This is a genomic window from uncultured Campylobacter sp., assembly GCF_938045345.1.
In the GTDB taxonomy this organism is placed as follows: Bacteria; Campylobacterota; Campylobacteria; order Campylobacterales; family Campylobacteraceae; genus Campylobacter_B.
This window is the reverse complement of sequence record NZ_CALIMS010000058.1, coordinates 1-17,579: the sequence shown is the minus strand read 5'-3', so window position 1 is coordinate 17,579 and position 17,579 is coordinate 1. Positions and strand designations below refer to the sequence as shown.

The following is a 17,579-nucleotide window of genomic DNA, read 5'->3' as shown; positions in this document are numbered from 1 at the left end:
GACGCAAAAAATTTAAAGGAACGAAAAATGCAAAAGAGCGCGATTGAGATACGTGGCGTTCCCGCCGCCGTTTGGGGGAGCTGCTCGAAAAAGGTTTATATCTACGCTCACGGGCAATGCGGAAGCAAGGAGGATGCGGAGCTTTTGGCTTCCGTTGTTTGCGAGCAAGGCTGGCAGGTTATTAGCTTTGATCTGCCCGGGCACGGACAGAGGCGACACGAGCCCACTTCTTGCGATCCGCAGCGCGCTATTTTGGAATTTCGTGAAATTTTATCGTATGCAAAGAAGCGCTGGGACGAGGTCGCGCTGTTTGCCGTTAGCCTAGGGGCATGGCTCGGCCTGCAAAGCTTCCGCGACGAAAAGCTTAGCGACTGCCTCTTCCTCTCGCCGATACTTGATATGAAATACGTTATTTCAAATATTATGCGTAAGGCTGGCGTCAGCGAGGAGCGATTAAAGCAAGAGCGGATGATTTTGACCCCTGTCTGGCAACCGCTTTTTTGGGAATATTGGAGTTTTGTTTTGAACAATCCGATCACTAAGTGGGAAACGCCCAGTAGAATTCTATATGCAGAAAACGACGATATGACGCCTCTTTGTATCGTTAGAAATTTTGCGCAGAAGTTCGACTGCGACTTAAGCGTTATGAAAAACGGCGAGCATTGGTTCCATACGCCGCAGCAGCTAGATTATTTACGCAGTTGGATTAAATCGGCAATTGAGAATCTCTGATAAAAATTATATGAAAATTTTAAAACTCACGCCCAAGCCCGCGCCGATAAAATTCCGCGCGTTTTCGGGGTACAAATTTCATAAATTTAAGATGATCTTGATATTTTGCTTTAATACGCTTGTTTTATAAGGCGCTTTTCGCAGATCCAGCCACAGCTCACATCGCCGCGCAATGCGAGGGGCATAGCTTCAAAGCACCCATCTCATAAATTTAACCGCAATGGCATAAATCACGACCGCTATAAATTATAAACTAAAATATGATTAAAATTTTAGCCGATAAGCTGTCAATATAAATGCAAAAATGCCGATTTTAAAGCTAAATTTTAAAAAAATACCTATAAAGATGAATTCTTGAGACTTAGCATGTTTTTGACACGAGGTGCGAGCCGACGTACGGCTACGCACTTCACTAGTACTATCGCGCTTATGCTGCACGGATGCTTTACGAATCCATAGCAGTAACGCGATTAAATTTTAAAAATTATTTGCCTATCCTAAAGCCGTTTAGCTTCATATAAGTCGTATCTTTATGAAATGCTTCGCATCGCTCCCTGTTGCGGTTGATATTCGAGGTCTCGAAAAAATATCCATCACTATCTTGACGCAAGGTGATCGTCGCGCAAAAGATCATATCGTTTTTTAACTTCGGTCCTACGCCGTAGTCAAAGGATTGATTTAAAGTGACGGTTTTTTCTAGATCGCTATCACTAAACTGTCTGGAGCCCGTCATGCTCTTTAGCTCGCGAAAATTTCCTTGATTTAAGTAGTCGCGTTGTATATCCTTAAATACACCTTCAAGCTCGACTGCATAAGCTTTTACTAAAACCTCATCCTTAGCACCGCTTAATTTAGGATATATTATTTTTACTATCACGAAAATTATGATCGCTAAAAATATTATTCCGCTAACGCCGCCGCCTACTGCCGCACCTTTTTTCATTTTCATCATTTTACTCCTTCGTCGATGTCCTTTACCAAGGCATCTATTTTTTTGTTCAGCATAAAATTTTCATAGCTTTTTTGGATATAGGCTTCAAGCAGTTCGCCCGCATCCAAATGATCGCTGCCGCGAGTTAAAATCCGCCAGTCCCTACCGAAGACCTTCGCAAAGTCATCATCCAGGCTTATCGCGTATTTTTTCGTCAAAGACTTACTCGTCAGCTGAACCGAAATTTCTTTCATTTCTCGCCTAAATTGTCGCCTGCCAAAATATCGTCGATCTGCTTGCTTAGATCCTCATCGCTCATCTTGCGATATGCCAGATCATTTTCAAGCGTGCCAAGCTGCATTCCCAAAGCCTCGTTTTGCGCCTTGACCGTCGCTAGCTCTGTGCGTAGTTTTTCGTTCTCGTCTCTAGCTTCGCTATAGCGTCTAATCAGCTCAGCTACTTTATTGCTTAAGCCCTCGACCTTTTTCTCTTCGTCAAAGATTGATTCCATTATTTCGCCTTTTCTGATATAATTTAAATGAAAATATTACCCAATTTTGGCTTTAAAAAAGGAAAAATTTTGCAAAATTTTAAAATCGAGAGCAAATTCTCTCCGAGCGAGGATCAAGAAAAAGCGATCGAAGGCATCGTGGCGGGCTTTCAAAGCGGCAACAAATACCAAACTCTTCTCGGAGTTACCGGCTCAGGTAAGACTTTCAGCATGGCAAATATCATCAAGCGCCTTGGAATTCCGGCGCTCGTAATGACGCATAATAAATCCCTCGCGGCGCAGCTTTATAGCGAATTTAAGGGCTTTTTCCCGCAAAATCACGTCGAGTATTTCATCAGCTACTACGATTACTATCAGCCCGAGGCCTACATCCCCAGGCAGGATCTTTTCATCGAAAAGGACAGCGACGTGAACCAAGAGCTCGAGCGCTTGCGGCTAAGCGCCACTGCGAGCTTGCTAAGCTTCGACGACATCATCACAGTAGCGTCGGTTTCGGCAAACTACGGCCTGGGCGATCCCGCCGAATATAAAGGCATGGTACTGTTTTTTGAGATCGGATCAAAATTTAGCACCAAATTTTTGCTTCGCAAGCTCGTCGATATGGGTTACAAACGCAACGACGATTTTTTTGATCGCGGGAATTTTCGCGTAAACGGCGACGTGATCGATATTTACCCTGCATATTTTAACGATGAGGCGTTTAGGGTCGAGTTTTTCGGCGACGAGATAGAGGCGATGTATCATCTGGACGTGCTCGAAAACAAAAAGACTCAGAGCGTCAAAAAATTTATTCTCTACCCGACGAGCCAGTTCATCGTGGGCGAGCAGCGCCTGAAATCAACGATCAAAGGGATCGAGGAGGAGCTTGAGCAGAGACTGAAATTTTTCGAGGACGCGGGCAAGCTCGTAGAGGCGCAGCGGCTGAAAGGGCGAGTGGAGTTTGACCTTGAGATGCTGGGCGCTACGGGGATGTGCAAGGGGATCGAAAACTACGCGCGCTATCTGACCGGTCAAAAGCCGGGCGAGACGCCCTATTCGCTCTTTGATTACTACGAGAGCAAGGGCAAGGACTACCTCGTCATCGTCGATGAAAGCCACGTGAGCTTGCCGCAGTTTCGCGGTATGTTCGCAGGAGATCGCAGCCGCAAAGAAACGCTCGTAGAATACGGCTTTCGCCTGCCTAGTGCACTTGATAACCGCCCGCTGATGTTTGATGAGTTTATCAATAAAAAGGCTAAATTCCTATTCGTCTCCGCAACGCCCAATGATTACGAGCTGGATCTTAGCCGTGGAGCTGTATATGAGCAGATACTGCGCCCGACGGGGCTACTTGATCCGCAGATTATCTTAAAAGACAGCGACAACCAGGTCGAAATTTTACACGATATGGCAAAGGAGGTCATCGCGCGCGGCGAGCGGATTTTAGTGACCGTGCTAACCAAAAAGATGGCGGAGGAGCTGAGCAAATACTATCTGGAACTTGGGCTTAAGGTCAAATATATGCACTCGGACATCGATGCGATCGAGCGCAACGAGCTCATCCGCGGCCTGCGCAGCGGCGAATACGATATGCTAATCGGTATAAATCTGCTCCGCGAGGGGCTCGATCTGCCCGAAGTAAGCCTTATCGCGATCATGGATGCCGATAAGGAGGGCTTTTTGCGCTCGCGCACGAGCCTCATTCAGACGATGGGGCGGGCCGCGCGAAACGTGAACGGACAGGTCGTGATGTTTTGCAAAAAGATCACCGCCTCGATGCAAGAGGCGATCGACATCACCCAAAAACGCCGTAAATTTCAAGATGAATACAACCGCGCTCACGGCATAACGCCGCATTCTGCTAGCCGCAATATCGAAGAGAGCCTAAAGATCGAGGACGGCACCGAAATTTTAAGAAAGGGTGCCAATTTAGAGAAGATGCCCGCTGCCGAGCGCGCCAAGATCGTAAAGGAGCTTCGCAAGCAGATGCTCGACGCCGCGGCCGCGCTGGAGTTTGAAAAGGCCGCTGCGCTGCGCGATGAGATCGCAAAGCTTAGGAAGCTATAAGCCACAAGGCTCAAAAACGCCCTGAAATTTCGTCGTGAAATTTGCGCGTTAAATTCCATCTGGCGGAGCGTGAAATTTGCAGGCGTAGCACAGAGCGAAATTTACGCGCCAAATGCCGTCTCAGGCAGAACATAAATTTACGCGATCTACGCGTTAAATGCTGCGAGATAGAGCGTAAATTTGGGCGTGAATTCTGCGAGAGCGGTTTTAAAATTTACTCGTTAAATTTAAGATGGTTTACGCGCAAAATTTATACATCGATTTTCTCGCTAAATTTTCACTCCGCGCCCACTGCCGCGCAGGACACTTGATCAGCGATTTACAAGCTAAATTTACTTGCGTTTTAAATTTTACTTTCGGCCCGCTTTGATCTTAAATTTTGCGGGGTGGCCCCTGCGTAGCGATCTCATCTATAAATTTCAAAACAGACCGCCAAGAGCTTTAAAAATTTCACGGGCAAGCTCTGCAAGCAGAATTTTATAGAATTTTAAAAAGCGTAAATTTTGCGGCAAAATTTTATAAAATTTCAAGGAGCGCAAAATTTCGCTGCGCGCCTCTTTGCTTACGGCGCCTTTTGATTCGCGTTCTACGCGCCAAATCGCTAAATTCGCGGCGCGCGTACCGTCCTTTCCTAAACGCCCGATCCGTAAATCTATGCGCCGAACTTTTTGCTCTCGTCGACTTCCCTATCCGCAAATTTGCGCGCCGAACTTTTTGTTTCAGCTCGCTTTCGATCCGCAATTTACGAGCCCGATTTGCGGCAGTCGCACTACCCCACTCTATACCGCCGCGCGCCTTTACGCTTTTTTCTCGCTTTTTTTTGCATCTCTCCGCACCTATCTTCGACTTTTTCCCGCGCGCGCCCCGCGTTTAAATTCTGTTACTTCGCTCACTCAATCCGTAGTGGCTATGAGCGGCTATGCACCCAGACGCCGAGTTTGCGCGTACTTTTTACGCGCCGTTGTGCGCGGATACTTTCAAAATTTTTCGCAGAATTCCAAGACTGCCTGCACCTAAATTTGCGCCGCCGTCATAAACGCTCGCTTTTAAGGGCACGAACGAAGTATTTGCGCGACACAGCGCGGGAAATGAAATTTAGCCGCTACAGTGCGCCACAAAATTTCAAAAACGACAACGAGCCGCAATTAAATTTATCCGCGAGAGTGCGCCGATTTTCGCGCTGTATAAATTTCAAAATCGCCTCTAAATTTAAAATTTTATCCGCAGTTAATACTCTCTGCTAAGCTCTAAATTTTCCACGCGCAGCGGTCTTTCACCCTCGAAAATCACCCCGATGCCGAAAGGCTCGCAAATATCAAGCACGCCCTCGGCAAATCTCATCAGCCACTGCGTATCGCGCGCGTAAAACGTGCATTGCGGCAACCCAAACGGCAGATCGCAAACGGGCACGTCAAGCAGTCTAAGCTCATCCTCGCCCAAACGATACTCGCGCCTAAGCTCGTCTCGCAGGAAGACAAGAGCATCTTTTACGTACCGATCGATGTCTCGGGCGATCCGCCGAGCAAGCGAAATCGTCTCATCGTCCACATCCGCCGTATCTGCGGACACGAGGCAAAACAGCACCTCGCCGAAGCTTTCGCTTTTTAGCGCCAGTTCCGCGTACCAAATAAAGCCCTCGTCCGTCGCGACCTTTTCAAGCTCGCCAAATTCCCAAGCCATTTTTTGCATTTATTTCCGCCTCGTATTTTCGCGTCGTTTTTTAAAATTTCGATGCTGTGCCCGTTTTCGCGCGCTGTGTTTAATCCCCGCTGAAATAGAATTTCGCCGCTTCTTAAGCGAGCGAGCAATGATAACAAAGCAGGTTGCTTTTAAATTTTGAAATTTCAATGCAAGCCGCTTTAAAATTTCAAAAGTCCCGCCGCTGTCCGCCGCAAGCGGCGATGAAATTTTGACGCCTCGCCTTACGGCGAAATTTTAAAATTTTAGCTCGCCACGGGGATCGCGCCGTAAAATTTCAAGCCGAAATTTCAAGCCGAAATTCTAACTCAAAATTCCACGTCCGCAGCACAGAATTTAAAGCTCAAAAATTCCATCGCGGCGACTTAGAATTTTACTCGCTTTTAAATCCGCAAATTTAATACGCCTTTACGAGCCGTAAATTTTTTAGATATATGACGCCGTCAAAAACGCCGCCCCCATTCGGCGCAGGCCAAGAAATGGCGATTCTTTTCGGCTCCTCGTCGTATTTAGGCTCGCAATAATTCTTTGAGCAGTCTATTTTAAATACCTCTTTATCATTGCTATCAAAATCCGTCTGGGTAGAATTTTTAGGAATTTCCAGCGTGTGGATTATACGATACGGCTCGCCCTCTTTTGTGCGGGCGGACGTTATTTTTATTAGCGTGTCTGCGCTGCCGTCCGAAGTCCTATAGACCCCGTCTTGCCCCAAGCCCGCCAGCTCGAATTTTTTCTCCTTGCTATAAAATGCCGAGATTATGGAGCAGCCGCTAAAAAGCAAAGCCGCCGCAAATAACGCAAACGCTCTCATCTTTCCTCCTTAAGCGGGTTAAATTTAGTTTTTAAAACTATGAATGGGTGCTGGGATCTGGCCGCCGCGAGCGATGAAATCGGCGGATGAGTTTTTATTTACGCTCATCACAGGCGCACTACCGAGCAACCCGCCAAACTCCAGCGTGTCGCCCTCTTTGCCTTTGGGGATTATGCGCACGGCGGTCGTTTTTTGATTTATGACGCCGATCGCGGCCTCGTCGGCTATGATCGCGGCGATCGTCTGCTCAGGCGTATCCTGCGGGATCGCGATCATATCAAGCCCCACCGAGCAGATCGCGGTCATCGCTTCGAGTTTTTCTAAGCTTAACGATCCTGCGCGCACTGCAGCGATCATGCCCTCATCTTCGGAGACGGGGATAAACGCGCCGCTAAGCCCGCCTACTTGGTTGCAGGCCATCACTCCGCCCTTTTTGACCGCGTCGTTTAGCAGCGCTAGAGCTGCCGTCGTGCCGTGCGTGCCGACGCGCTCTAGCCCCATCTCCTCAAGCACGCGCGCGACCGAATCGCCCACCGCCGGGGTTGGGGCTAGCGAGAGATCGACGATGCCAAATTTTACGCCCAGTCGCTCGGACGCCATTTGACCGACGAGCTGTCCAATGCGCGTGATCTTAAACGCCGTCTTTTTCACGGTCTCGGCGACCACGTCAAAGCTCGCTCCACGCACCTTCTCAAGCGCGCGCTTAACGACGCCGGGGCCTGATACGCCCACGTTTATGACGACTTCGGCCTCGCCCACGCCGTGAAATGCGCCCGCCATGAAGGGATTATCCTCGACGGCGTTGGCAAACACGACTAGCTTTGCTGCACCAAGATCGGAAAGTCTCGCCGTCTCTTTGATCACGCGCCCCATGTCGGCGACGGCGCTCATATTTATGCCCGTCTTGGTCGAGCCGATATTTACCGACGAGCAGACCTTTTGCGTCGCGGCGAGCGCGGCGGGGATGGAGTCGATTAAAATTTTATCGCCCTTTGCGTAGCCCTTTTGCACTAGCGCCGAAAAGCCGCCGATAAAATCGATGCCGACCTTTTGCGCCGCCTCGTCCATCGCTCTAGCAAGCGGGACGTAGTCGGTAGCGTTTGTCGCCGCGCCGATGATGGCGATCGGCGTTACGCAGACGCGCTTATTTACGATCGGGATGCCAAGCTCTGCTGAAATTTCATTACCGACCTTTACTAGATCGCGCGCCTTGTCGGTGATCTTGGCGTAAATTTTCTCCGTGGCTTTGTTTATATCGGGATCGATGCAGTCAAGCAGGCTGATGCCCATCGTGATCGTGCGGATGTCGAAATTTTGCTCCTCGATCATCGCGATCGTTTCGGTTACGTTTTTGATGTCCATTTGTGCGCCTTAGATGTTGTGCATGGCGTCGAAAATCGCCGAGCTTTGGATGTTGATCTTTACTTTTAGCTTTTTGCCTAGCTCGTTTAGCTCCCCCTTTAGAGCCGTGAAGTCCTGCTTTTCCTCGCTGGAAACCACCGCCATCATCGTAAAAAACTCATCCAAAACCGTCTGGCTGATGTCGTCTATGTTTAGCCCAAGCTGCGCGAGCTTAGCCGAAACGCCTGCCACAATGCCAACTTTATCCTTACCGATCACCGTTACGATCGCCTTCACTCTTACTCCTTTTTAAAATTTATTTAGCTATTTTGAGTGCGGAAGCCCTTTAAAACTACTGAATTTTGCCGCCGTTTGAAATTATTAGCGCAAACACAATTGCGACAAAAGCGTAAAATATTACCGCGAGCCATATTGCCCATCTATTCACGCCGCCGCCCCGTCTTAGGGCTTCGTCGTCCTGCTTATCTAACAATGAAACAAAACTATCGCAAACGAAATATTTCGCCATAGTTCCGCTACTGACGCTAATTGCCATTCCTATACTTCTATCATATTCATCCAAAAACGGAATAAAGCAGGAAATTAATACAACGGCAAATAGGGCTGCGGCAATTTTATACTCCTTGCGGTACAGAAAAAAGAACAGCGTGCCGAAAAATCCCCACCAACTCCACGTGCTTACATAATTTAACTCGCGCTGCTTGCCCGCGGCGAAAAATTTCTCGCAGGCGCGTGCGTAAATTTCAACCTTGCTAGGAGTTTGCAAGAAAATTTCCAGCTTCTGTCGAAGCAACTTGCCGTCAGATAAAATTTCTCTAGCATAATCCGTCATCTCACTCTCCTTAGCGATAAATCCCCACGGCGGCGCGAACCTTTTGCATCAATGAAGCAGCCGTCGCAGCCGCTCTTTGCGCGCCCTGTCTTAGCATCTCATCCAAAATTTCGCGGTGGCTTTGATAGTATTCGAATTTATCTCGCGCGTCTTTAAAGTAGCCAAGCACGAGCTCGTTCAGATACGCCTTAAAATGCCCATGCCCCTCGCCTCCGCGCTCGTAGCGAGCCCGCAGCTCCGCCTGCTCCGCTTCGCTTAAAAACAGCTTCGCGATATTATAGACATTACACCCCCGCCACTGCTTAGGCGCCTCTAGCGGCTCGGAGGTCGTTACGATACTTGAAATTTGCTTCTTTAGCGTTGCGGCATCTGCAAAAATATCGATCGTATTGCCATAGCTCTTGCTCATCTTGGCGCCGTCCGTGCCCGGCACGATCGCCACTTCATCGTTTACGCGCGCTTGCGGAATAGTTAAAATTTCGCCGTGGGCGTTGTTAAATTTAAGCGCGATGTCGCGGGCGATCTCGACGTGCTGGATCTGATCCTTGCCCACAGGCACGACCTCTGCGCTGTATAGCAGGATGTCCGCCGCCATCAGCACGGGGTAGCTAAATAGATCATGCTTGCTCTCAAAGCCCTTGGCGATCTTGTCTTTGTAGGCGTGCGCCCGCTCGAGCAGCCCCATCGGCGTGTATCCGCTTAAAATCCAGTAAAGCTCCAGCACCTCTTTTACGTCGCTTTGCACCCAAAATACCGTCTTTTTCGGATCGATCCCGAGAGACAAAAACGCCGCGGCGGCCTCGTAGGTAGAATTTTTAAGCTTTGCGCCGTCGCTTACGGACGTGAGCGCATGGTAGTTTGCGATAAACATAAACATCTGCTCGCCCGCGTTTTGCGCATCTACCATCTGCTTGATGCTCGCGAAGTAATTGCCCAAATGCAGCTTGCCGCTGGGCTGAAGACCCGTTAAAATTCTCATCGTTGCTCCTTTAAATCAAAATCAGATCGCCGTCTACGAAGCCCGCAGCGACGTGCTTGCACTTAAAAATTTTTGCATCTGGCATCTGCTCTCGCAGCTCGCGCAGAGCCTGCACGAGCAGTTTTAAAACCTGTCGCCACGAAAGCTCATTTAAAAATTCAAGCTGCAGGCGTGAATATTCGGGATAAAATTCATCCTCGTCCTCGCACGCCCAGTCGTCGTCATCCCCGTCGTAGCTGCTCGATCCCGCCAGCTGCAGCGCGTAAGGCTCGTAAAGATCGAAGTGCCACGCGATTACGCGCTTTGGAATTTCCTCGCGCTCTAAGCCCTCCAGCAGCTCACGCAGCTTTTGCTTTAGCGCCTCTTTCTTTTTAAGCTTATCGTTTTTACCCTCTTTGCCGTGCGGCTCGGAATTTTTGCCGCCGCCGGAGCACTTCTGCTTAGACATCTTTTTCCCCTTTAAATTCAGCCCGTCGCAGGCGGAGCAAATTTCTTTTACGATCTTTTTTACGCTTTTATTTTCGACGTCGATTATGATATCGGCCTTTTTTTCATATGCCCCGTCTCTTTGAGCGTGCAGCGCCGCGGCCTTTTGCAGATCCGCTAACAGCGGACGCTTGGCAAATTTTTTCTCCGCGTTTTCGCTATTTTTTAAGCGATTAATGATCCCCTCAAAGCTTGATTTCAGATACACGACGGTACCGATTTTATTTAAATTTTTCACGGCGTAAAAGCCGCCGCCCGTGGAGATCACGGCGCAGCGGACGGACTTTTCTAAAAATTTCGCAAGACCCTCTTCCATCTTTCTAAAGCTCTGCTCGCCCTGCTCTTTAAAAATTTGCCCGATCTTTTTATTGGCGTAGCTTTCGATCATATCGTCGCAATCAAGCGCAAACATCCCGCTTTGCGCAGCCAGAGCCCGTGCTACCGTGCCCTTGCCGACCCCCATAAAGCCGATGAGCACGATATTACCGCTCTTCATCGCTCTCCCCTTTTTTGCGCGGCAGCAGCACTAGCGGACTTCCCGAAAGAGCAAAGCTCGCGCGCAGCCTGTTCATCAAATAGCGCTTGTAGCTGAAATGCAGCGCTTGCGGGCGGTTCATCACAAGAGCGATCTTCGGCGGCGCAAAGCCGATCTGCGCGGCGTAGTAAATTTTAACCGATTTGCCCCGCTCGCGAGGTATCGGATGCGCCTTTATCGCGGCTTCTACCGCTTCATTGATCCTTGCGGTGCCGAGCTTGCGCGTGAAATTTGAATAAACCTCCAAAATGAGCGGGTAAATTTTATGTATCCGCTTCCTGTCCGTCGCGCTGACGCTGATGATCGGCGCGTAGGAAAGAAATTTAAACCTATCGCGCAGATCGCGGCAAAACTCGTCGTAATCGCGCTCGCAAAGATCCCATTTGTTTAAAATTATGATTAGACCTAGTTCAAATTTAGCCGCAAGCCCCGCTATGCGCTCGTCCAGCTCGTTTAGCGGCTCGCTTGCGTCAAGCACCAAAAGCGCGATGTCGGAGTTTTGTAAAATTTTTTCGGTGCGATTTAGCGCGAAGCGCTCGATGCCCTCGATCTTACCGCGGCGGCGAATGCCCGCCGTGTCGATAAACTCAAGCGTACGCCCCCCAAATTCCGTGCTTTCGTTCACCGGATCGATCGTCGTACCCGCATAATCGCTCACGACCGAGCGCTGCGAGCCGACAAGCGCGTTTAGAAGGCTCGATTTACCGACGTTCACCCGCCCGATGATGCCCACGCCGATGGTCTTGTCTGCATAAAATTCCTCGTCGCGCCCCTCTTTCGGCTCGCCCTCGTCGTTAAAGCCCTCTATAAAATCATCAAAAATTTCATCCTCGTCCTGCTGCACGGGCGCGGGATCCAAAAAGCCGTATATCCACTCTTTGAGCTCGTCGATGCCGCTGTTGTGCGAGACGGAGATCGGGAAAAATTTAACGCCGAATTCGTTAAACTCCCAGCTGCGCTCCTCATCGCGCTTGCCGTCGATCTTATTGACCGCTAGGGCAATGGGCTTACCGAGCTTTTGCAGCGAGAAAAATATCCGCCGCTCATCATCGCTTGGAAGCAGCTTGCCGTCCGTCATAAAGATTATCAAATCCGCGCTCTTTGCCTCGCTTAGCGTCTTAGTCTGCACGCGCACAAACAGCTCGGAGGTGTCGTCCAGACCGCCCGAATCGATCACGCGCACGCGACGATCGAAAATTTCAGCTTCTGCTTTATTGGTATCGCGCGTCGTGCCCGCAACGTCGCTCGTGATGGCGATGCGAGCGCCCGCTAGGCGGTTAAAAAGGCTCGACTTGCCGACGTTGGGGCGCCCGATGATGATCAAACTTTTCACGTTCGTCCTTGTAGTTTTTGGCGTGATTATAACCAAAAATAGATTAAAGCCAAATTCTACGCGCTCGCTCGCGGAGCTAAGCGGCAAAATTTTATAAAATTTAAGAGCTAAATTTTATGGAATTTTACCGCAGCTCGCATAGACATCAGCGCGACGGACGCATTCGACGAGATGCGCTTGCGGCTCACATACGCGAGCAGCGGCACTAGCGGGACGCCGCACGGACGCAAGGCATCAAAACGCGCGATCCGTCGCCGCGGACGACGCGAAACTGGGGCTACACGAAATTTTATAAAATTTTAAAACCTCGGTCTAAGTGCGAAAGCTAGCGGTCAAAGCACAAAAACGGGCGAGAACGCGCGAAGGCGTGTAAACCCGCAGCTGCGTAAATTTTACTGCTTTGCGCATACAAGCGCCGAAGTGCAAAACCGAGCCGTCACGTCCAAGCGCGCAAAAGCAGATGGCGCGACGAAATATTAAAACGGCGGGATATTAAAATTTAATCATTATGCGTGTATAATTCCGCAAATTTAAAGGGTCGCGATGAAATACAACAACTTCTTTCTGCACCATCTAAGCGTGTATTATATGCTGATGGCGTGCTTTTACAACTCTCTTACGGGCGTTTTTGCCAAGCTTTTGGGTGCGCAAATTTCATCGCTTGAGGTCGTGCTCTTTCGCAATCTGCCCGGACTTTTGATCCTGCTTTATAAAATCAAGGCTCGTCCCCGTACGGCGCGCTTCGCAAACAAGGGCGGTCATCCTTTTACGCTCGCGTTTCGCGGCATTATCGGGATTTTGGGGCTAATAGTATTTTTTTATAACGTCGCTAATATCAGCCTCGGCGAGGCATTTACCTTTCAAAAAACGGCGCCCATTTGGACGGCGATCATCGCGTACTTTACCCTCGGCGAAAAATTCGGCGCGATGGGTTGGTTCTCGGTCTGTCTCGGATTTGTGGGCATCGTTTTGGTAATTCAGCCGCAGTTTGGCTTGCAACCGAGCGATATTTTTGGAATTTTAAGCGGATTATTCGCCGCGATGGCGTTTACCTCCGTGCGCGGGCTACGTAAATACTATAGCTCCGATACGATCATCCTCTCTGCGCTTCTTGCCGGCACGCTGATGCCCGTAGCGCTTATGATCGCGGCGGAATTTATAGACGCGCCCGCGCTGAGCTTTATGCTTTGCAAATTTAAAATTCCAAACGCGCAGGGTTGGCTCTTTGCCGTGCTTTTGGGGCTGCTGGGGCTGTTTTATCAAACCTACGTCACCAAGGCCTACGCCGCGACGCGCAAAGCGGGCATAGTAGCTACGATCAGCTACGCAGACATCATCTTTTCGACGCTATTTGGGCTGCTGCTAGGCGACGCCCTGCCCAGTTTCATGGCGCTTGGGGGCATGGCGCTCATCATCGTCGCGGGCGCGCTCGTGGCGAACCGAAAGTAGCGCGCGATGAAGCAGAAGCTTTACTCCGCGTTTTGGCTGAAACATCTTGGCGTTTACTATATGCTCGTAGCGAGCTTTTATTTCGCGCTAAACGGCGCGCTAGCCAAGGTGATGGCGGAGCGGATGAGTAGCGCCGAGATCGTATTTTTCCGTAACGTCGTAGGCATCGCGATCGTGCTATTTTCGCTACGGCGGGTAAAAAACCTGGGCCCGGGCGGCAAGCCGTGGCTACTCGCGTTTCGCGGTTTTATCGGCAGCTGCGGTATCTTAGCGACCTTTTATAATATCGCTCACATCGATCTTGGCACCGCTTTTACCTTCCAAAAGACGGCACCCATTTTCACCGCGCTATTTTCGGCGTTTTTCTTAGGCGAAAAGCTAAGTTCCAAGGCATGGTTCGCGATACTGCTGGGCTTTGGCGGAATTTTACTCGTCGTGCGCCCGCACATCGGCATCAGCGTAACCGACGCGGTGGGAATCTTCGGCGGCATGTGCGCGGGGCTTGCATACACGAGCGTGCGCGAGCTTCGCAAACACTACGCCACCAACCTCATCGTGCTGGTTTTCGTCTCGTCCGCCACCTTTCTAAGTGCTACGATGATGATAACGGGCTGGGTGCTTGAAGGTAGCGAGGTTAAAATTTTAGGACTTTTCAGCGGCGCGGATTTAGCGAAGCTCGCTTACTTCAACCCGCCAAGCCTTTTTGGCTGGGTGCTCGTGGCGCTTCTGGGTGTCAGCGGTATCTACTTTCAAATTTACATGACGCGCGCCTACGCCGCTTCACGCAAAGCGGGCATAGTCGCCGCGATCAGCTACAGCGACATCCTATTTAGCATGGCACTCGGCATTATGCTAGGCGACCGGCTGCCCGGTCCGATCGTGCTAGCAGGCATTGCGGTGGTGATTTTAAGCGGAATTTTAATCGCCCGCGAGCGCTAAATTTAAATCTAAATTTAAAACCAATTCAAATGCGGCGCAAAGCTAAATTTTATCCGCGCCGCAAGCCTACGCTAAATTTCAGCAGTCTAAAAGCTTAAAAAGACTAACATTCAAATCAAAGTTCTACGGCGTAGAAATATTTTTCGACGGATTTAAAATTTTATGCATTTTATCGGTATCGACATCGGCTCTACCTCGTCAAAGGTCGCCGTTATGGACGAGCGCGGCGAATTTTGTGAGCTATTTTTGCTGCCAAGCGGCTTTAGCGCGGTCAAGGTCGTGCACCAGATCAAGCAAAATTTGGAGCAAAAAGGCTACGCAGGGGGCTTCGTGACGGCTACGGGCTACGGACGCGTTAGCGTGGAGTACGCGCAGCTTAGCATGAGCGAAATTTTATGCCACGGGCCTGGGGCACACTTTTTATTTGAGCAAGACTGCACCGTCATCGATGTGGGCGGGCAAGACACCAAAGCGATCAAAATAGAAAACGGCAAACCAGCGGATTTTATTATGAACGACAAGTGCTCGGCGGGCACGGGTAAATTTTTAGAGATCAGTGCGGGCCGCCTGGGGCTAGAATTAAGCGAAATTTACAAAACCGCCCGCAAAAATCCCGCGATCAAACTAAGCCCCTATGCACTGTTTTTGCCGAGACCGTCCTCGCTAAGTGCAAACAAAGGGCGATCTGGTCGCAAATATCGCCGAGCGCTACATTAAAATTCCATGTTCGGTGATGTATCAAAACGACGCCAGAGGCGATATTATCAAGGAATTTATCCGCGAGTATCAAGCGGACGGCGTCGTCGACGTCGTGGACTGCCACACCTACGCGATCGAGACGAAAAAATAAAGGAGGCAAGCCGCGAAGCGGGAGCGAACTATATGAGTTTGGAGACCGACTACTCCAAACAGGACGTCGGGCAAATTCGCACGCGTCTAGAAGCGTTTATAGAACTGCTTTAAGCGGGTCGCTCTAAATTTTAAAATAAAGAGCTTTGTAAATTTAACAATCCAAAGAAAGGAGAGATTGCATGAAATTTAAAGAGATAGATGAATCTCGTCGCGGCTTTTTAAAAGGAGCTTTGGCAGCGGCAGCCATCGCCGGACCTGAAGCGATGCTCGCAGGCTATACGCCGTTTAAGCCCGATTCGTTGCAGGTTTGGTCGTGCGGAGGACTATCCGAGGCTTTTGCGCAGATAAACGCAGCGTACGAGTCCAAAACGGGACATAATATCCAGTACACCGGCGCCTTTGCGGGTGCGCTCGGGAAGTCGCTACTGGCCTTGCAGGGTAAGACGGAGGTTTTCGGCGCTCGCGTTTTGGAGCTCTCTCAAAAACTACGCAAAGCAGGGCTTAGCCTCCGCTTTAGACCGCTGTGTTTTACCGACTACGTTTTAGTAGTGCCGAAAGGAAATCCCGCGGGTATTCGCGATCTAAAGGATCTAGCAGAGCCCAGCGTGCGGGTGATGCTGCCGCTAAGGGCTTCGCCTCCGGGTAGCGGACCGGTAAAGGGAATTTTGAAAAACTCAGGTCTCACGGGGCCCGTTATGAAAAATATGGTCGCCAACGGCTCATGTGTCATCCAGATGATGTGCGATCTCGTAGAGGGAAAGGGCGATGCGTCCATAATCGAAAAGCGCCTAACGACGCACGATAGGTTTAAAGACAAGATCGAATATATGCCTATCGACGAGAAACTCATCCCGCCGGGGCCGCTTACCTTTACGCTAAATATCATGAAGTATGTAAAGGACGAGAAGCTAGCCGACGACTTCGCGGACTTCGTTTGCTCCGTGGAGGGGCAGGAAATTTTCGAGCGACACGGCTTTACCTCCATCCATTCGGCGCGCGGGCTCGAACTCATAGAAAGGTTTGGTGTAAAAGATGTTTAGTATAGTAAATATGGCAAAGATGAAAAAAGTCTCTAGGCTAACTAAAATTCGTCGCTTGGTCCAGCTGATTTTTATAGGCGCGATCGGACAATGGGCGTATTACGGGATTTTTAGATGCCCTTTTATCGTGCCTTTCGTAAACTGCCAATCCTGTCCGATCGTTACGTGCTGGGGGCGGATCGCGACTGTGTTTTTCGGCTTTTGGCTATTTATCCCCGTGCTGGTTATTTTCCTTGGGCGCGCGTTTTGCGGCTGGCTTTGCCCGGGCGGATTCGTAAATCAAATGCTCGGCAAATTTGCCGCTTTTAAGCTTAAGCTAAAAAATAATAGAAAGCTACGATATGCGCAAATAGGCATGGTTCTAGCCGTTTTGCTTAGCGCGGGCGTATATTTTATCTACGGTAACCCTCGCGTCATGATCCCTATCCGCACCAGCGACGAGTACCTAAACGCCGTTATCATGTCTTTTAAATTTTCCGACTGGTACTGGGCGGTTCGCACTGCCGTCGTCGTGGCCCTCATCGCCGCGTCCTTGATCGTCGCAAATTTATGGTGCCGCTTCGCCTGTCCGAGCGGCGGCATAATGGAGCTGCTGCGTAAAATTTCAATATTTCGCGTTTATAAAACAGACGCTTGCGATAACTGCAACGCCTGTTTGCGCAAATGCGAAATGGGCACTAGGCCCGACGAGATGAACTGCACGAACTGCGGCGATTGTATGGATGTTTGCCACGTGGACGCCATCAAATTCGGAAGGAAAAAAGATTGATGAATTTTTTCGCCAAACCCTCTTTCGACAACCACCCCTGCTTTAGCAAAAAGGCGTCCGCCGCCTACGGGCGCGTGCACCTTCCCGTAGCGCCACATTGCAATATCCAATGCAATTTTTGCAACCGCATCTACGACTGCGCCAACGAAAATCGCCCCGGCGTAACGGGGAGGGTGCAAAGCCCGGACGAGGCCGTGGAATACGTAGAAAATCTATTTAAATTTAGACAAGATATCTCGGTCATCGGTATCGCAGGACCCGGAGATCCTATGTG

17 protein-coding genes and 3 pseudogenes are annotated in these 17,579 nt (G+C 49.9%); 9 read left to right on the top strand and 11 right to left on the bottom strand.

Features of this window, described 5'->3' with window-relative positions; genetic code table 11:
* Nucleotides 1–27 precede the first annotated feature (27 nt).
* Nucleotides 28–732, top strand: a complete 705-nt coding sequence (locus Q0144_RS09875; RefSeq protein WP_298063860.1) for an alpha/beta hydrolase — start codon at nucleotides 28–30, stop codon at nucleotides 730–732.
* Nucleotides 733–1,216: 484 nt separating this feature from the next.
* Here Q0144_RS09875 and Q0144_RS09870 read toward each other — a convergent pair whose 3' ends face one another.
* From Q0144_RS09870 to Q0144_RS09860, 3 genes are read right to left on the bottom strand one after another with little or no spacing between them, the layout of a single operon-like run.
* Nucleotides 1,217–1,684, bottom strand: coding sequence for a hypothetical protein (locus tag Q0144_RS09870; RefSeq protein WP_298063857.1), 468 nt, complete (start codon nucleotides 1,682–1,684; stop codon nucleotides 1,217–1,219).
* Nucleotides 1,681–1,917 carry a hypothetical protein gene (locus tag Q0144_RS09865; protein WP_005871317.1) on the bottom strand — a complete coding sequence of 79 codons (237 nt, stop codon included), beginning with the start codon at nucleotides 1,915–1,917 and terminating at the stop codon, nucleotides 1,681–1,683. Before Q0144_RS09865 ends, Q0144_RS09870 begins: the two co-directional genes overlap by 4 nt.
* Nucleotides 1,914–2,174, bottom strand: a complete 261-nt coding sequence (locus Q0144_RS09860) for a hypothetical protein (protein ID WP_177388007.1) — start codon at nucleotides 2,172–2,174, stop codon at nucleotides 1,914–1,916. Before Q0144_RS09860 ends, Q0144_RS09865 begins: the two co-directional genes overlap by 4 nt.
* Nucleotides 2,175–2,243: 69 nt before the next feature.
* Here Q0144_RS09860 and uvrB point away from each other — a divergent pair, with 69 nt between their 5' ends.
* Nucleotides 2,244–4,220, top strand: a complete 1,977-nt coding sequence (gene uvrB, locus Q0144_RS09855; protein WP_298063852.1) for an excinuclease ABC subunit UvrB — start codon at nucleotides 2,244–2,246, stop codon at nucleotides 4,218–4,220.
* Between the two features lie 1,227 nt (nucleotides 4,221–5,447).
* On the opposite strand, the gene Q0144_RS09850 is transcribed toward uvrB, so the two are convergent.
* From Q0144_RS09850 to der, 8 genes and pseudogenes are all read right to left on the bottom strand, one after another.
* Nucleotides 5,448–5,909, bottom strand: coding sequence for a hypothetical protein (locus Q0144_RS09850; protein WP_297948553.1), 462 nt, complete (start codon nucleotides 5,907–5,909; stop codon nucleotides 5,448–5,450).
* A 406-nt stretch (nucleotides 5,910–6,315) separates the two neighbouring features.
* Nucleotides 6,316–6,729, bottom strand: a complete 414-nt coding sequence (locus Q0144_RS09845) for a hypothetical protein (RefSeq protein WP_298063848.1) — start codon at nucleotides 6,727–6,729, stop codon at nucleotides 6,316–6,318.
* A 24-nt stretch (nucleotides 6,730–6,753) separates the two neighbouring features.
* Nucleotides 6,754–8,091 carry a PFL family protein gene (locus tag Q0144_RS09840; RefSeq protein ID WP_298063845.1) on the bottom strand — a complete coding sequence of 446 codons (1,338 nt, stop codon included), beginning with the start codon at nucleotides 8,089–8,091 and terminating at the stop codon, nucleotides 6,754–6,756.
* Between the two features lie 9 nt (nucleotides 8,092–8,100).
* Complete coding sequence (locus tag Q0144_RS09835) at nucleotides 8,101–8,367, bottom strand: ACT domain-containing protein (protein ID WP_298063842.1); 267 nt, start codon at nucleotides 8,365–8,367, stop codon at nucleotides 8,101–8,103.
* A gap of 55 nt (nucleotides 8,368–8,422) precedes the next feature.
* On the bottom strand, nucleotides 8,423–8,923 hold the full coding sequence (locus Q0144_RS09830; protein ID WP_298063840.1) for a DUF2628 domain-containing protein: 501 nt from the start codon (nucleotides 8,921–8,923) through the stop codon (nucleotides 8,423–8,425).
* Between the two features lie 10 nt (nucleotides 8,924–8,933).
* Nucleotides 8,934–9,902 carry a tryptophan--tRNA ligase gene (trpS, locus tag Q0144_RS09825; RefSeq protein WP_297989502.1) on the bottom strand — a complete coding sequence of 323 codons (969 nt, stop codon included), beginning with the start codon at nucleotides 9,900–9,902 and terminating at the stop codon, nucleotides 8,934–8,936.
* Between the two features lie 487 nt (nucleotides 9,903–10,389).
* Nucleotides 10,390–10,884, bottom strand: a pseudogene (locus Q0144_RS09820) (shikimate kinase); the annotation flags it as partial.
* Nucleotides 10,871–12,256, bottom strand: coding sequence for a ribosome biogenesis GTPase Der (gene der, locus Q0144_RS09815; RefSeq protein ID WP_298063838.1), 1,386 nt, complete (start codon nucleotides 12,254–12,256; stop codon nucleotides 10,871–10,873). The gene der and the pseudogene Q0144_RS09820, both read right to left, overlap by 14 nt.
* Before the next feature lie 543 nt (nucleotides 12,257–12,799).
* Between der and Q0144_RS09810 the strand changes: the two genes are divergently transcribed.
* The 7 genes and pseudogenes from Q0144_RS09810 to Q0144_RS09780 form a co-directional block, all read left to right on the top strand.
* On the top strand, nucleotides 12,800–13,705 hold the full coding sequence (locus Q0144_RS09810) for a DMT family transporter (protein ID WP_298063837.1): 906 nt from the start codon (nucleotides 12,800–12,802) through the stop codon (nucleotides 13,703–13,705).
* Between the two features lie 6 nt (nucleotides 13,706–13,711).
* Nucleotides 13,712–14,644 carry a DMT family transporter gene (locus Q0144_RS09805; RefSeq protein ID WP_298063836.1) on the top strand — a complete coding sequence of 311 codons (933 nt, stop codon included), beginning with the start codon at nucleotides 13,712–13,714 and terminating at the stop codon, nucleotides 14,642–14,644.
* A gap of 162 nt (nucleotides 14,645–14,806) precedes the next feature.
* A complete protein-coding gene (locus Q0144_RS09800; RefSeq protein ID WP_298063834.1) occupies nucleotides 14,807–15,361 on the top strand; it encodes an acyl-CoA dehydratase activase in 555 nt (184 codons plus the stop codon).
* A gap of 16 nt (nucleotides 15,362–15,377) precedes the next feature.
* Nucleotides 15,378–15,607, top strand: a pseudogene (locus Q0144_RS10620) (2-hydroxyacyl-CoA dehydratase family protein).
* Between the two features lie 68 nt (nucleotides 15,608–15,675).
* Complete coding sequence (locus tag Q0144_RS09790) at nucleotides 15,676–16,536, top strand: substrate-binding domain-containing protein (RefSeq protein WP_298063829.1); 861 nt, start codon at nucleotides 15,676–15,678, stop codon at nucleotides 16,534–16,536.
* Nucleotides 16,529–17,305, top strand: coding sequence for a 4Fe-4S binding protein (locus Q0144_RS09785; protein WP_297920880.1), 777 nt, complete (start codon nucleotides 16,529–16,531; stop codon nucleotides 17,303–17,305). The genes Q0144_RS09790 and Q0144_RS09785 overlap by 8 nt, the downstream gene beginning before the upstream one ends.
* Nucleotides 17,305–17,579: pseudogene (locus Q0144_RS09780) on the top strand (radical SAM protein); the annotation flags it as partial. The gene Q0144_RS09785 and the pseudogene Q0144_RS09780, both read left to right, overlap by 1 nt.